13 protein-coding genes, 1 pseudogene and 1 riboswitch are annotated in these 15,085 nt (G+C 44.0%); of the genes and pseudogenes, 1 reads left to right on the top strand and 13 read right to left on the bottom strand.

All coding sequences use genetic code 11. The annotated features are described in order from the left end of the window. Positions 1–7: 7 nt before the first annotated feature. The 13 genes and pseudogenes from RG608_RS09845 to RG608_RS09785 all read right to left on the bottom strand — a co-directional run bounded on the left by RG608_RS09845 (position 8) and on the right by RG608_RS09785 (position 13,735). Positions 8–1,378: an ethanolamine ammonia-lyase subunit EutB gene (locus RG608_RS09845; RefSeq protein ID WP_002929454.1), complete on the bottom strand. Its 1,371-nt coding sequence runs from the start codon at positions 1,376–1,378 to the stop codon at positions 8–10. A gap of 31 nt (positions 1,379–1,409) precedes the next feature. Then, complete coding sequence (gene eutA, locus RG608_RS09840; RefSeq protein WP_004188103.1) at positions 1,410–2,843, bottom strand: ethanolamine ammonia-lyase reactivating factor EutA; 1,434 nt, start codon at positions 2,841–2,843, stop codon at positions 1,410–1,412. A 114-nt stretch (positions 2,844–2,957) separates the two neighbouring features. Then, positions 2,958–4,395: pseudogene (locus tag RG608_RS09835) on the bottom strand (histidine kinase N-terminal domain-containing protein). Next, the gene (locus RG608_RS09830) at positions 4,395–4,970 is read right to left on the bottom strand and encodes an ANTAR domain-containing response regulator (RefSeq protein WP_268687265.1); all 576 of its coding nucleotides are present in this window, start codon (positions 4,968–4,970) and stop codon (positions 4,395–4,397) included. The pseudogene RG608_RS09835 and the gene RG608_RS09830 overlap by 1 nt, the downstream one beginning before the upstream one ends. Before the next feature lie 24 nt (positions 4,971–4,994). Beyond that, positions 4,995–5,339 (bottom strand): BMC domain-containing protein, encoded by a 345-nt coding sequence (locus RG608_RS09825; RefSeq protein ID WP_002898216.1) that lies wholly within the window; start codon positions 5,337–5,339, stop codon positions 4,995–4,997. 96 nt (positions 5,340–5,435) lie between these two features. Next, entirely contained in the window at positions 5,436–6,578 is a 1,143-nt protein-coding gene (locus RG608_RS09820) for a 1-propanol dehydrogenase PduQ (RefSeq protein WP_268687264.1), read from the bottom strand. Between the two features lie 309 nt (positions 6,579–6,887). Continuing rightward, a riboswitch (adenosylcobalamin (AdoCbl) riboswitch) is annotated at positions 6,888–7,036 on the top strand. A 260-nt stretch (positions 7,037–7,296) separates the two neighbouring features. Then, positions 7,297–7,896 carry a cob(I)yrinic acid a,c-diamide adenosyltransferase gene (locus RG608_RS09815; RefSeq protein ID WP_268687263.1) on the bottom strand — a complete coding sequence of 200 codons (600 nt, stop codon included), beginning with the start codon at positions 7,894–7,896 and terminating at the stop codon, positions 7,297–7,299. A gap of 12 nt (positions 7,897–7,908) precedes the next feature. Continuing rightward, complete coding sequence (cobT, locus tag RG608_RS09810) at positions 7,909–8,976, bottom strand: nicotinate-nucleotide--dimethylbenzimidazole phosphoribosyltransferase (RefSeq protein ID WP_268687262.1); 1,068 nt, start codon at positions 8,974–8,976, stop codon at positions 7,909–7,911. Between the two features lies 1 nt (position 8,977). Continuing rightward, positions 8,978–9,844: a kinase gene (locus RG608_RS09805; RefSeq protein WP_308946925.1), complete on the bottom strand. Its 867-nt coding sequence runs from the start codon at positions 9,842–9,844 to the stop codon at positions 8,978–8,980. Then, positions 9,837–10,931, bottom strand: coding sequence for a threonine-phosphate decarboxylase CobD (cobD, locus tag RG608_RS09800; RefSeq protein ID WP_308946924.1), 1,095 nt, complete (start codon positions 10,929–10,931; stop codon positions 9,837–9,839). The genes RG608_RS09805 and cobD overlap by 8 nt, the downstream gene beginning before the upstream one ends. Positions 10,932–10,995: 64 nt before the next feature. Beyond that, positions 10,996–11,430: a EutP/PduV family microcompartment system protein gene (locus RG608_RS09795; protein ID WP_080555538.1), complete on the bottom strand. Its 435-nt coding sequence runs from the start codon at positions 11,428–11,430 to the stop codon at positions 10,996–10,998. Between the two features lie 39 nt (positions 11,431–11,469). Then, the gene (locus RG608_RS09790) at positions 11,470–12,786 is read right to left on the bottom strand and encodes a haloacid dehalogenase-like hydrolase (protein ID WP_308946923.1); all 1,317 of its coding nucleotides are present in this window, start codon (positions 12,784–12,786) and stop codon (positions 11,470–11,472) included. A gap of 307 nt (positions 12,787–13,093) precedes the next feature. Continuing rightward, entirely contained in the window at positions 13,094–13,735 is a 642-nt protein-coding gene (locus tag RG608_RS09785; protein ID WP_268687258.1) for a lantibiotic ABC transporter permease, read from the bottom strand. Between the two features lie 189 nt (positions 13,736–13,924). Here RG608_RS09785 and queG point away from each other — a divergent pair, with 189 nt between their 5' ends. Continuing rightward, positions 13,925–15,076, top strand: coding sequence for a tRNA epoxyqueuosine(34) reductase QueG (queG, locus tag RG608_RS09780; RefSeq protein ID WP_268687257.1), 1,152 nt, complete (start codon positions 13,925–13,927; stop codon positions 15,074–15,076). Positions 15,077–15,085 lie beyond the last annotated feature (9 nt).

The following is a 15,085-nucleotide window of genomic DNA, read 5'->3' as shown; positions in this document are numbered from 1 at the left end:
CTCCTTGCTAATTTGATTTCATAAAGATGGAGCCGTCTCCGCCGATTTCTGTCAGGTGACCATCTTCCATCAAGCCCATCTTTTCCATCCACTCTTCAAATTCCTTGATTGGACGTTTGTTGAGAAGTGAACGCATGGTTGCTGTTTCATGGTAACCAGTTGTTTGATAGTTAAGCATGATATCGTCACCATGAGGAATCGCCATGATGTAGTTAACATTAGCTGCTCCGAGAAGAACCAAGAGATTTTCAGCGTCGTTTTGGTCAGCCTTCATGTGGTTAGTGTAACAGATATCACAACCCATTGAGATACCGGTCAGTTTGCCCATGAAGTGGTCTTCCAAACCAGCCCGGATAACCTGCTTAGAATCATAGAGATATTCAGGTCCGATGAATCCAACAACGGTATTTACCAAGAATGGATCGAAGCGTTTAGCAAAACCATAACAACGAGCTTCCATAGTCACTTGGTCTGCTCCATGGTGAGCGTCAGACGAAAGTTCAGAACCTTGACCTGTTTCAAAGTACATGACATTCGGTCCAGCAGCTGTTCCCACTTTCAGAGCTGTATCCCAAGCTTCTTGAATGATTTTAGCATCAAAACCAAAGGCTTCATTTCCTTTTTCAGATCCAGCGATAGACTGGAAGACCAATCCTGTCGGAGCACCTTGATTCATGGCTTCAATCTGAGTAGTAACGTGAGCTAGCACACAGTGCTGAGTTGGAATCTTGTACTCTTCGATGAAGTCGTTAAACTTATGCAAGATGCGTTTGGTACTTTCCACAGAGTCGTCTACTGGGTTCAATCCCAAAAGAGCATCCCCACATCCATAAGCAAAACCTTCCATAGTAGAAGCCATGATACCGTCTGGATCGTCTGTGGTATGGTTTGGTTGAAGACGAGAAGAGAATGTTCCCGGCATACCAATCGTTGTATTGGCATGTTTGGTAATGACAATCTTATTGGCAGCTACAATCAAGTCCAAGTTGGTCATCAACTTAGCAACCGCTGCTACCATTTCAGAAGTCAACCCACGAGACAGCCACTGAATGTCTACGTTCTTAGTCTTGTTATCCAAGATCCATTCACGCAGCTCTTCTACTGTCCAGTTCTTAATCTTTTCGTAAGTACGAAGATTGACGTCGTCAATGATAATCCGTGTTACCTCATCTTCTTCATAAGGGACTACCGGATTATTGAACAAATCAGACAGTTTCAGCTGAGCTAGTACAACCTTAGCAGCGACACGCTCTTCAGCAGATTCTGCTGCTACTCCGGCCAGCTGATCTCCGGATTTGTACTCATTGGCTTTGGCCAGCACTTCTTTTACGGATTTAAATTCGTAAAGCCGACCAAACAATTTTGTTTTCAAAATCATGGATTACTTCCTCCTTTGTGTAAATAAAAGTTTAATTAAACACCAATGTTTTCACGACAATCGGTAGGACCGAGCCTTCGATAACTGGATTACCAATATCGATATAGTCACCATTCTGGACATCCACTGAGTCAATGCAGACAAATGGATAATCCTTAGGCAACTGAGCAAAGAGACATTGACCTAGAACCTTGGCCATATCTTCTCTGACCACCACTAGCAGCGGAATTTTCTTTTCAATGCTTTCGCTCATTCCGCTGACAATAGCCTCTGCGTATTCCAAAACCCGGGCGAAGCTTGGGCTTTTTTCTCCATTGATTGCCAAAGCCACCTGCTGGACTTCATTTTCCAGTGTGAACCAGGCCACCTTGTCCTTGATAATCTGCTGCAGCCCCTCCTTGTCCTCATGCTCATCAGAAGCGGCCAGTTTGAGAACTGGAATGTTCTTAATAGGGAGGATATCAGAGATGTAGGTAATGGTACTACCGCTGACATCGGTCGTATGGCTGCCCGCTCCAACAACGGTTGCCCGGATGGTCTCAGCTGACTGGATGACTTTCTTTTGATCAAAAATCTTGGATTTGCTCAGTGCCCTGCCAAGCAGGATACCGATATCCCCATAGCGGAAATCATCCGCCGAGGTCGTTTCCAAGTATATTCCATCAGCCACACCACCAGAGAAAGATACGCAGTGGAGATCATAGTTCAACTTGAGACCGTGGTTGGTCTGTAGGAGCTCATAGTAAGGACTGTGATTGTCAATTCCTACAGACTGTTCTAATACGGAGACCATTTCTTGAATCAGTCGATCCAAATCAGCCCGATGGACTGTTTCACCAACTGCCAGCTGAAGCCCCTGCTCTGCAATGATAGTCTGCAGTTTTGGAGCAATATAGCTAATCCGCTGGGTCTGTGGATCCATCTTTATCAGCCGACCTCCGATATCAAAACACCCTGTATCAATCACATCTCCTTCTCGGAAGACTGCCAGATTGGAAGTCCCCCCACCAATATCAATATTGACTACTGATGTATGATGCTCTTGAGAATACTGATGGCTGCAGGCCCCTTTACCAGCGATGATACTCTCAAGGTCTGGCCCAGCCGTCGCAACGACAAAGTCACCAGCATAGCCGCTCAGTGCTTGGAGCACCTGACTGGCATTTTCCTTGCGAGCCGTCTCACCAGTAATGATGACTGCCCCCATCTGAATGTCTTTTTTCTGAATGCCTGCTTTCGCATACTCATTCAGAACAAAGTTTTTGATCTTATCCACCTCGATCAAAAGTTGATCCGAAATTGGTGTGAAGATGATTTCACTTTTATAAAGAACTTTTTTATCTGTAATATAGACACGAGGAATAGTAAACACAGAAGCAATATTCTCGATGGTAAGCTCTGACAAGATCAGCTGTGTAGTGGCTGTCCCAATATCGAGCCCCACACTCAAAATTTTATCTGACATACTAAAAACCTCCAAAAAAAAGACGCTCAAAGCAATGCAAACAAACAGAGTTCATTTACATTCTTCAAGCGTCATTGCTTTTTTCGACTGACATCATTGTTAGTCTGGTAGTATTTATTTTTTAAAACGAATGGTCGTTGTCGTCCCCTCATGGTCTGAGTGGATAGACAAGGTTCCAAACAATTTTCCTTGGACAAAGCGCTCCACCAAGAGTAGACCCAGATGATTCTCAAAGGAATGCTCTTGATTGTAACCGCTACCATTATCCAGTACTTTTAAAGTTATTATATCATTTTTAAGTCCAACCTGCAAATGGATTTGCGGCTTTTCTGGATATTTTTTGTCCTTAAAAGCATGTTCATAGCTGTTCTGCAGTAATTCATTGACGATTAGCGCCAGTGAAGTAGCCCGGCTGCTGTCAAGACAGAGTTCCGGTTCCAAGCTGTAGGTCAGGGCTATTTCCCTATGCCCAGAAAAACAGTGCTGGACATTTTCGATAACTTCCTTCAGCAGATGCTCAATCTGAATGCTGTCATCCTGCTGAGAAGACAGGAGCTCGTGAGTCGCCGCTATGGAGAGCACACGATTCATACTGTCATTAAGAGCTTTTTTGGTGTCTGCTCCTGGACTTTGCTGAGCTTGTAGTCGCAGTAAGGAAACAACGGTTTTGCAAGTGATTCTTTACCCGATGATTCATTTCACGAATGGTAGTTGTATGGGTTAAAAGCTGCGCTTCCTTTTCCTTGATGTCTGTAATATCCTTACAAATCATGACCACATTTTCACTCTCAGCCAGCAGGTAGCGCTTGACCAAAAAGCAATAAGTGCCATAATGTACCTCAACTTGGTGAGGTTTTTCTTGAGGGGCTTGCGGCCCCAGTTGCTGGATTTCTTCAAAAGTCATACTGTCTAAGACCAGATTGCTATAGTGCATTCCCTCAATCGAGTCCATATAGCCTAGCTTATGGCGATAAGAGTCGGCAGCTGCTTGATTGAAATACTTGAGATAACCCTGCCGGTCAAAGACCAGACATGCTTCATCTATATGATCAAATAAAACAAACTGCTCTTGGGCTGAAATCTCAGGATTGCTCCGTAACTCAAAACCGCCGTCCTCTTTATCTAAAGAAAAGTGGTCTGGTAAAGTCTGGGGAGCATTTCTTTCGATAATCAGCGTTCCAATGACGCGCTCTTCTCTCACTATCGGAAAGACTGTCTGATGGATGGCTAAGCCCTCCTGCGATCTGGCCGAAAGCCCAATCGAGGGAGCGCCCGTCTCCAAGGTTCGAATAACACCTGGCTCATTTTCCAGATAAGCCATAGCACCTACGACCGAGTTTTCGTACAAGCTGAGCTTGCTTTCCGGTTTTTTGTGAAAGATGACAATGGCATGTTCCGAAAAGATATTCTTTACGTCAATGAAGACATCTTCATTGGCATAAGCTGAATTTTTCAATAATTCCTCAGCCTGTTGGACAAGATGCTCGATATCAGCCTCATCCAAATTTGTCTGTTCCTGACAAAGCTGCTTTATCTTATCTTTATACATCATTACACATCATCTTGGAGCACCAGCAATTTGGCAATCTCAATCATTGGCACTCTCTTTTGCATACTAATTGTTCGAATGCGTTTGAAAGCTTCTGGCTCTGACAAATGATCACGAGCCATCAGTAAGCCTTTGGCCTTTTCAATCACAATCCGATCGTCTATCTTTTTCGACAGCTTGACCATTTCATTGGACATCTGCTGAAGCTGGCGGCCCTTCTCAATGCAGACCTCTACCATTGGAATCAAGGACTTGGCATCCAAAGGTTTAACCAAGTAAGCACTAATCCCATTGGTTTTAGCTTTTTGAACATAGTTTTCATCACTGTAGGCTGACAGTAGAATCACACTGTAAGCTAAAGCATCTTCGAGTATCTTCTTACCTGCAGTCAGGCCATCCAGAAGCGGAAGTTTGATGTCCATTATGACCAAGTCACAACGATATTTCTGACACAAATCAATAGCCTCAAAGCCATCGGATGCCTCAGCCACCACTTCATAATCAGCTGTTTCTAATATATTTCGGATATCTAATCTTACAATTGGATCATCATCAACAATTAGTATTCTGCCCTTCATACTTCCCCTCGACAGTTTGATTTTTTATGTCCGTGTTACGACAGTACTGGAGAAGCCCAAAATCTCTTCCAGACCTTGTAAAACGGCAATGAGAGCTGCCTCAACAGAAGAAACGTCACCTGTCATCACGACAGAGCCGCTGAAACGATCCACAAAACCAACTTGAACATCCGCAGCCTTGGTCGCAATATCAACTGCAATGATAGCCGCTTCACTCGGAGTGATCGTCAAGATTCCAATCGCATCCTTGATTTCTGCCTGCAACCCTAATTTTTCAAAAATGACTTCATCAGGATTGGCGATAAGGTGCGCCAAGGTCACTTGTTTCCCAGGAACGTATTCCTGTATCATTCTTTGTTTTTCTTCCAATTTAGTAAACCTTCTTCATGATTTTAAACGTTCAGAAGTGTACTGCATGCTCTTAATCATTATACAATAATTTTGGCATAACAGCAATTCAGAGGATTAAAACGCTTTCTCTAATACTTTAAGCAGTTCTTCTGCTGTAGGGACGCGAGGGTTAGTCGGAGTACAGCCATCATGCAGAGCAGCTTCTGAAATTTCTACCTTGTACTGAGCAAAAGCATCTGCTTTCACACCATATTCTCTTAGAGAAGTTGGCATCTCCAGCTTTCTTTGTAGTTTCTTGATGGCTTCAACCAGCTGTCTTACTCCTGACACAGGACTTGAAGCACTGCATCCCAGTAGTTTGGCAATATCTTGATAGCGGCTGGCTACAGTCTTGTCTGTCGCCTGCCGGTTCCGATTGTTGAATTCGATACCAGCATTATACTGAATGACATGGGGCATTAAAATACTGTTTAAACGACCATGAGGTACATGGAACTTAGCTCCTGCCGCATGTGCCAGACTGTGATTGATACCCAAAGAAGCTGTGTTAAAGGCCATACCAGCCAGAGTGGATGCTGCATGCATCTTTTCACGCGCTTCTACATCCTGACCATTTTTGTAGGCTTTAGGCAGGTATTCAAAGACCAGCTTGATTGCCTTTTCAGCCAAGGCATCAGAGAAGTCCGTAGCCTTGGTCGATACATAAGCTTCAATGGCATGGGTCAATACATCCATTCCAGTGTCAGCCGTTATGTTACCAGGAAGTGACAGAACCAAATCCGCATCTAAGATTGCAACATCCGGAAGGATTTCTTTGGTCACTAAAGGATATTTGGTCCCTCTCTCTGCATCCGTGATTACAGAAAAGGACGTTACTTCAGATCCAGTTCCGCTTGTTGTAGGAATGGCAATGAGAATGGCCTCTGAGAAGGCACCCTGCTTCTTGGCAAAATAATACATAGCCTTGGAAGCATCAATGGCAGAGCCTCCGCCAATAGAAAGCACAATGCTGATTGGCTTGTCTCCAGCACTCTTGATGCCAGCCACAACCGTTTCGATTGGCGGATCAGGCACAATATCTGTGAAAACAACAATATCATTGCTGTCATCAAAGTTGGCTAAAATAGCATCCAGCGTGCCAGATGTCTTCAAAAAAGGATCGGCAACGACTAAAATATGCTCGTTTTTATAATGGCTTAATTGCTGCAGAGCGCCCTTGCCCACATGCAATTCAGTCTTATAGTAAATCTTATACATCTTTTCTCCTTTCTGTTGTATCTGTTTTTAAACAAAAAGAAGCTATATGAAAATAAGACTGCTCCCCTACACACGTCACAGCATTTTCATATAGCTTCATTGCTTATTTATCTTCAGTACCCCTTTGTACTATATGAATTATAACACAAAAGCGCTTTCATGGCAATAAAAAAGTCATTAATATAAGAAGTTTTTAGTGCTGCTTCTCCTTGCAAAGCCAAGCTTATTTGAAGGATTAAATTTTTATTAAAATTTAGTTCATTTTCCTTGTAATTCCCTGTGAAAGGTGTTACAATCTAGTTACTAGGAAATTGATTTTAGTACTTTTAAGGATATGGAAGTCTGGTGCAAATCCAGCGCGGTCCCGCCACTGTGATAAGCTTTTCAGCTTTAAGTCAGGTCTTTATTCTTAAATTTTAGTAGATTTCATGCCTCGATGTAAGGTAGTGATGTCAGTTTGGAACAAACATTTTAGCTTAGTTTCCATTATTGACTCTACGTTTAAGTACGTTAATTTTCTAAAGATGAGGTTTCACTTGTCTTTCTGCAAAGGAGCAGAGTCAATAATTGGAAAGCTAGTGCTAATCAACGAAGCTTAGCATGAAGATACAATGATGTATAGGCGGCTTTCTTTTTTAGAATATCAAAATAAGTTCTGTCCTTCCAAGACTTGGTAAAAGTCAATTTGGAAAGACAGAACTTTTTCTGTTTCTTTTTGTCACTGGCGTTTGCTTGCCCAACGCTCAACATCCGCCTTGGTGATATTGTGGAAGACCTTGGCACCTCTTTCATAGGCAATGTCTTCTTGATGCTTGGTAAAGTTGATTACTCGAGCCAAGGCAAAGAAGTAATCTGATAGACGGTTGACAAAAATCAGGACATTATTGTTAATTTCCGTAGTCCACATAGCCCCTACGATATGACGCTCTGCCCGTCTTGCAATGGTCCGAGCCACATGAATCATGGAAGCAATCTCGTCACCGCCTGGCAGGATAAACCTTTCCAGAGCCGGTGGAATTTCTGCGTAGGTATCAATCCTCTCCTCAATCCAGTCAATCAGCTGCTGATCGACTTTGTAAGGGTAAACTCCCTGAGGAGTAGAGAGGTCTGAACCACAGTCAAAGAGATAATGCTGCAGCTGGAGCAGCTCATCTCTCAGCTTATCATCCTTGTCCAGCTTGGTAATAGTATAACCAATCCAAGAGTTCAGCTCATCAATAGTTCCGTAAGCATTCACTCGTTCCGCATCCTTGGCGACACTTTGGCCACCAACTAGCTTGGTCAAGCCCTTATCACCTGTTTTTGTATAGAGTTGCATATTTTTCCTCCTTTAAGTCACATTTTTGCGAATATCAACATAATCTTCTTCTTTCAAGCTGCCTTCAGCAAAGGTTGGCATATGCTCCATGGTATAAACAGCATTTTCCAGCAGAAAGAAAGCCAAAGGACAACCCGAGCCTTCACCCAGTCGCATGTCCAACAAAAGCATGGGCTCCAGTCCTAGAAAGTCACAGACCAGTCTGTAAGCAGGCTCCGTCGAAGCATGGGAAGCAAAGGTATAGTCCAAGACATGAGGAGTCAGCTGATGGGCAATCAGAAGCCCCGTCAGAGAGATAAGACCGTCCACTACACATGGCAGCTGATAGCGGGCACAGGCGAGATGAGTGCCTGCCATAGCCAGCATATCTAGCCCACCAAGCTTAGCGGTCAGATTCAGAATATCTCCATAAGGAGCATGACGTTCCAGACACCGCTGGATAACGGCTGTTTTATGAGCCTTCATATCCTGAGTCAGACCAGCTCCATAGCCTGTGACGTCTTCTGCTTTGAGACCGAGAACTGCAGCAATGACAGCAGCCGAGGTGGTGGTGTTACCAATCCCCATTTCTCCTGTTCCAAAGAGACGATAGCCGTCTTTGATCAAGGCCTCTGTCTTCTTGTAGCCGACTAGAATTGCCGCTATAGCCTGCTCGCGAGTCATGGCCTGCTCCTCGAGCATATTGCGTGTCCCATGACAGACCTTGTCCTCATTCTTCTCAAAGATATCCTTCTTGCAGCCAATATCTATTAGGCAGATGTCCGAACCAGCATGTTTGGAAATAGCACACAAGCCTGATTTCCCTGCTAGAATATTGCGAGCAACAGTGTAGGTTGTTTCTTGAGGGTTGGCAGAAACGCCTTCAGCCACAATGCCATTATCTGCCACGTAGACGAGGACAATCTTCTTTTTCAAATCAATGGGACCAGAAAACATGGCATGCAAGCGAGCATAGATAGTCTCGAGCTTTCCCAAGGAACCCGGGGGTTTCCCTAATTGATCACAATAGCGCTGGCCTTCTTGAATCTTGTCTTTATCTATCGGAAGAATCTGCTCAATAATTTTTTCTAAGTCTTTCAAACTAGTCTGTCTCCTCCCTGACCGGCTGCACCCCTTCAAAAATAATCCTGCTCAAGGTCCGAGTCTGATAATAAGCCCCACTGGCTGAGCGAGCTAGCTCAGACTCTAGCTTAGGCAAGACTTCTAGCTGTTCCCTGCTCAGTAACAGACCAACCAATGTACCACTATGGGCAACATTGAGACCTAAGCACTGGTATTTTTTTACCAAAGCCAGCAATTCTTTCAAATAGGGCTTGGGCAGCCGTTTGTTATTCAACAAAGCACTATAGCTCGCTAAATGGCCAAGTTTTTCCAAACTCTTCTCCTGACAAGCCTCCTGAAAGAGAGGAAGCAAACGTTTAGACTCCTCAGCTGGATAGCTAGGACTGTCCTTCATCCGAACCAAGTCAAGAGTTGTCACCATCTCCACAGGCTCCAAGATATAAACATAGAGCTCCGGTCGCCAGTCTGTCTGCCAGACCACTTGACCAGTCAGGGGATTAATGACCGTCCAGTCTGCAAAAGCCACCGAGTCAGTAGGCTCAATCTTGGCACAGAGACACGTCAAATCTGCCGCCTTTAGAGGCTGCTTTCGTCCCAGAGCAGCTGCCTGCAGCCAGCTAATCATATCAGCTGTGCTGCTAGAATAGCCCTTGCTGATAGGCAGGTCTGACTCCTGAACAAAAGAGAAATCATTGGACTCAGGCAGGAGCTCCAAAGCTCGCCTTACCTTTTCACCTTGGGCCTGCCTTGCGAGAGACGAAGCCCCATCCAATCTCACTCGACTGCGCTTCTCAATCCCATAGGAGAGCAGGACCTCCTGCTCTCCTACTAAACCTTGAAATAATTCACCGCAGGAACCTGGACAGGAAACCATTACCTTAGTCATAAGGAACCTCTTTCGCCAAGACCTCTGTCAGACAAGCCAGAAACTGTTCATTCTCCTGATGGCTACGGATGGCTATGCGGTAATGACGTTCTGTCAGATCATGATAATTTTGACAGGAACGGATAAAAATCTTTCTCTGCCGAAGCTCCTGACGCAGGTTCAGCCGACCTAAATATTCAAAGAAGATATAGTTGACACTAGGCTTGACCGGTCGAATCTGTGAAAATGCAGTCAGCCCTTGAAAAAGGAAATCTCTTTCTACTCGAAGCCACTGCTTGGTAGCTTCCTGATAGGCCTGATCTTCCAAAAGGACAGGCAGGGCGCGATCAGCCATAGCATTGACCGACCAAGGAGCGCGGCTCCCCTCTATCTCATCAAGGCAAGTCGGATGACAGCTGAGAGCATAGCCCAATCTCAGACCAGGAATAGCATAAAACTTGGTCAGAGACCGCACCACTACTGCATTTGGATAGGCAGCTAGACATGAGACGAAGCTATAGTCCTCCTCATTGTCCAGAAAGTCCATAAAAGCCTCATCCAGTATCAGGAATATCTGCTGCTCCTGTAAATGGGCCGCCAACTTTTCCAGCTCAGAGCGCCGAATCAAGCTACCCGTCGGATTATTAGGATTGCAGATGAGTACAGCGTCTCCTGCAGTCAGTGAATCCAAGGCTGGCAACATGTCAGCTAGATTCCACTCATAGGATGGAGAAGGAAGGCTAAAGCGCTCCACCTTGGCCTGCACTTGCGAAAAGGCTTTTTCATATTCCATGAAAGTAGGGCTCAGAGTCAGGACTGTCTTTGGACGCAGGAAGCGGGCCAGCTCATAAAAGACTTCTACTGCACCATTTGCCAGCAGGACATTGTCCTTTTCTAGGCCATGATGATGTGCCAAAAGCTCTCTGGAGTGGCTGTAGCTGATGTCTGGATAATGAACCAGCCAATCAATGGATTCGGTCAGACAAGCCCTCAGCTTTGGAGAAATCCCCAAAGGGTTGATATTGGCACTGAAATCCAGACAATCTTCTAGAGAAAAACCAAATTCCTCAGCTAAAGCTGCTGCATTTCCCCCGTGCTCTACTTTCATAAATAGACATTCCTTCCTCGTTTCCTTGTTAGAATATAGTATACCATATTCGGCTTTTTCGTCCTTAGTCTGCCTCCAGATAAGCCTGGAGACGGTCAATTCCTTCGTTTTCCGTCGCTGATATTTCAAAAATTTCCTTGGCTCCAGCCGCTTTCAGCTGCCGCCGTGCTTTTTCGATTTGTTCTTCCTTATCAGCCATATCAATCTTGGTGACAATGCCAATCACTTCTTTATTAAAGAGGGAAGAAAATCCTTGAGGAAAGGTCTGCATCTGATTAGAAGCCGCCACCAAGAGACCAATCACATCAGCTTCTGTTGCTGTCACGTTCAGAGCATTATAATACTTACGATGCTGGAGAAATTCTCCGGGCGTATCAATGATGGCATCATAGAACTCAATAGCCTGAGTCTTAAAGTAGGTCAGCTCCAATCCTTTCAGTCGCTGGGTCAGAGTGGTCTTACCCACTCCGACTGGACCGACAAACATGATTTTTTTCATATCTTGCATCCATTCCTCTCTATGACAGGGAACTGCCTGCTATCTGCTGAGCTGGGCTTTCTTACTATCTAGTTTGATAGTTTCCCTGCCATTGAGCAATACACCTTTATTTTCATCGCGGCCTTGCAGGTAGTAAAGGGCATCTTCCTGGCCGTAAGTTTCAATTGCCTTTGTTTGCAAAAGACCGATTCCCTTGCTAGGATCTCTCAGAAGATTGAAGATGATACCCATTTGCAGTTTAGGGAAGTCCTTAAGCATAGCATAGTCATCATTACTGTCACCGGCAATCAGGATTGGTTCTTGATTGTCATGATTGACAGCAATCAGCTTCTTGATGGTTTCTGTCTTGCCCTCACCCTGAGTCTGAGCATAATTGGTATCGTATTCTGGCTGAATCACTCCCTGATCATCCTTTTTCAGACGCATAGCAGTGACATTTTCCTTAGGAATATTGTAGCCATACTTAGAATTGCTAGCATAAGGGATAATCACATCAATATAAGACGCTGAACAGATATAGACATCAATGCCGTTAGCCATCAGAGTCTTGTAGAGATTTTGCATTTCCTTGACTGAGCGAACACCCCGCTTGAAGGTTACACTGATTTGGCCTGATTCACCTTTCAAGCCTTCAGGACTTTCCCAGGTTTCAGAAGTCAGCTTGTCTTGAAGAGCCTGGTCAATAGACTTTTCAGATAGGGCTTGAACTTCTTCAGAAGTCATACCTGAATAGAGGTAGGTCACCCATGGATAGCTGATGTCTGAGCTGAAGGTGTCACCAATCGCTTCGTAAAGATAGCGGAGTTTAGCAGCAAAGTCTTGATATTCATCAGTCTTTTTGACTTCTTCCAGAGACTTGTCCCCTTGCATTCCCTTATAGCTATTGTAAATAGCTGTATAGTCAGAAAGCAAATCAGCCGCAATCTTGTCAATGTTTACTGGCTCACCATCTTTGTTATGGTAATCCTCAACAAAATCGTCGCTCGGTATATTGGTCCGCACTGCTTGGTCAAATTCTTCCGGCGTCATCTTAAAGGCCAGATTTTCAATTTGATAGGTAAAGGTTGCTTCGCCGATGTCATTAATGACTGTCGTATTGTCCCAGTCAAAGACGGCATAAGGTTTTTTATTTTTATCGTAGCTAGAGCTGGTGTTCCCATTCTCCTTGATGAGCTTGGTCAGACGGGCATAAAGCTTGTCTTCCCAGACACCTTTATCCAAAGTCTTAGCCTTGTCCTTATCTGTTGTCTCCGTCTTAGCCGAGGATGACTCAGTCGTCGTCTTATTATTCCCCGCTTGACATGCTCCCAGAAGCAAAGCCAAACCACAAAGCAGCACAATTCCTTTTGTCCGCATAGAAACAATCCTCCATAAAAAAATAATAGTGCGCAAAAAAATGGCATAGAAAAACCCTTTGATTCTGAAACACTCGCTTCATTGCGATCAAATCAGGCTTCCTTGCCATTTTCTATACTGTTATTATATTATAAACTATCTGATTGACTTTGTCAATGAAGCGCTTTCAGATTTATAAAAAAATAAAGGTAGAGAAAATTATTTCTCTACCTTATTGATTAAAATATATTTTCTACAGTCTTTTAAATCTATATTTTAGAGGAAAACAGACATTTTCAGCACTAAAAAGATAGTTCTTCCTTCAATTCTACCATTTATCAGGCACTTGATTTCTCCAGCCTGTGAAAACTTGTGCATAGCCCAATAGATACAAGGGCGTCAATGCGATGCTCAAGCCGACTAAGGCAATAATCATATAGATTCCTGACAGCATGAATAAGCGAGTGATGACTGCTACTCCTGCTGACAGGCAGCACAGAACGATGGCATGAATCTGTAAAATATTAATCTTTTGCTTCTGTTCAAAATATCTCACTTTTGAAACGATCACCATCTGATAGAGCAAATTGACCAGCTGATAAGACAAGCTGAGTATGATAAAAATCATAAAAAATGCTAAGTAGTTCTCACCAAAAAAGATGGAGCCCCAAAAAAGCAATTCAAAATGAAGAAATAGGTAAGAGCTGGTCGGAATGAGCTGCAAGGCTTTGGTATCAAAAAACTTTTGGAAAAGTAAAAAGGCCAGGAACAAAATAAGCGCGTGAACGATAGTAAAATTCATGACCATCATGCTCAGGTGATGCATCTCACCGCGTAAGAAAATTGAAACGATAGATACCAGTGAGATAAAAAATAACTCAATTAAACCAGCCTTATAAAAATCTAAGTTTCTGATTGGATTACAATCCGTAACAAGAACATTCAAAAATTCATAATATCTCTTTTTCATATTATAACTCCCATTTATTTAAAAAAATCCCTAAACTTTGCGGAACTTTCTATAAAAAAATTCCACATTTCATTATATCATACAGGCTATAGAATTAGGAAGTCGTATAAAATATTGGTATATCTATAAAGTATAGATGTCTTTCTCAATCATTCGCCAAGTTGGCATTTTTCCGTTATAATAGTAAGGATGAACATCAAAGAAGAAATTATTAACTTAGCAAAAGAAATTGGGATTTCTAAGATTGGCTTTACGACAGCGGATGATTTTGACTATCTGGAAAAATCGCTACGTTTGGCTGTAGACGAAGGACGAAATTCGGGATTTGAGCATAAAAACATTGAGGAGCGAATCAAACCTAAGCTCAGTCTAGCCTCGGCTAAGACCATTATCTCTATCGCAGTCGCCTACCCCCACAAGCTCAAGCAGCAACCTCAGAAAACGGCCTACAAGCGGGGCAAATTCACCCCCAACAGCTGGGGACTGGACTACCATTATGTACTGCAGGACAAGCTGGACCGGCTTGCCAAGGGAATCGAAGAGCTGACCGCTGACTTTGAATACAAGGGCATGGTGGACACGGGCGCCTTGGTCGATACTGCTGTAGCCCAGAGAGCAGGAATCGGCTTTATCGGCAAGAACGGCTTGGTCATCTCCAAGGAATTTGGCTCCTATATGTTTCTGGGCGAACTCATCACCAATCTGGACATCGAGCCTGATCAGCCCGTCGACTACGGCTGCGGAGACTGCAACCGCTGCGTGACAGCCTGCCCTACTTCCTGCCTGATTGGTGACGGCAGCATGAATGCCAAGCGTTGTCTATCCTTTCAGACTCAGGACAAGGGCGTCATGGATCTGGAATTTCGCAAAAAGATTAAAACGGTCATATATGGCTGTGATATCTGTCAAATCTGCTGTCCTTATAATAAAGGCTTGGACAATCCTCTGGCGACAGAGATTGACCCCGACCTGTCTCATCCAGAGCTCCTGCCTTTCTTAGAGCTTTCCAATGGTCAGTTTAAGGAGAAATTCGGCCATGTGGCCGGCAGCTGGCGGGGGAAAAATATCCTGCAGCGCAATGCTATTATCGCTCTGGCAAATGCCAATGATCGCTCTGCTATTCCCAAAATGCTGGAAATTATCGACAAGGGGCAAAATCCCATTCATGTCGCTACAGCTATCTGGGCTCTGAGCCAGCTGGTGCGTGAGGCCCATCCAGAGATGGTGGAGTTAGTCATGAGTGTTTCAAATCCAACCCCGCAAATCCAAGAAGAGCAAGGCCGTTTCCTAGAAAAATTTGGCCTAGAAGAGAAGCTTGTGATAAAAAAACTAAACCGCTGAGACCTAAAT

Origin of the sequence: Streptococcus sp. IsoGale022 (assembly GCF_031142805.1) — a bacterium.
Lineage (GTDB): Bacteria > Bacillota > Bacilli > Lactobacillales > Streptococcaceae > Streptococcus > Streptococcus sanguinis_A.
The sequence above is the reverse complement of the archived record's forward strand: the minus strand, read 5'-3'. Positions and strand labels throughout refer to the sequence as shown.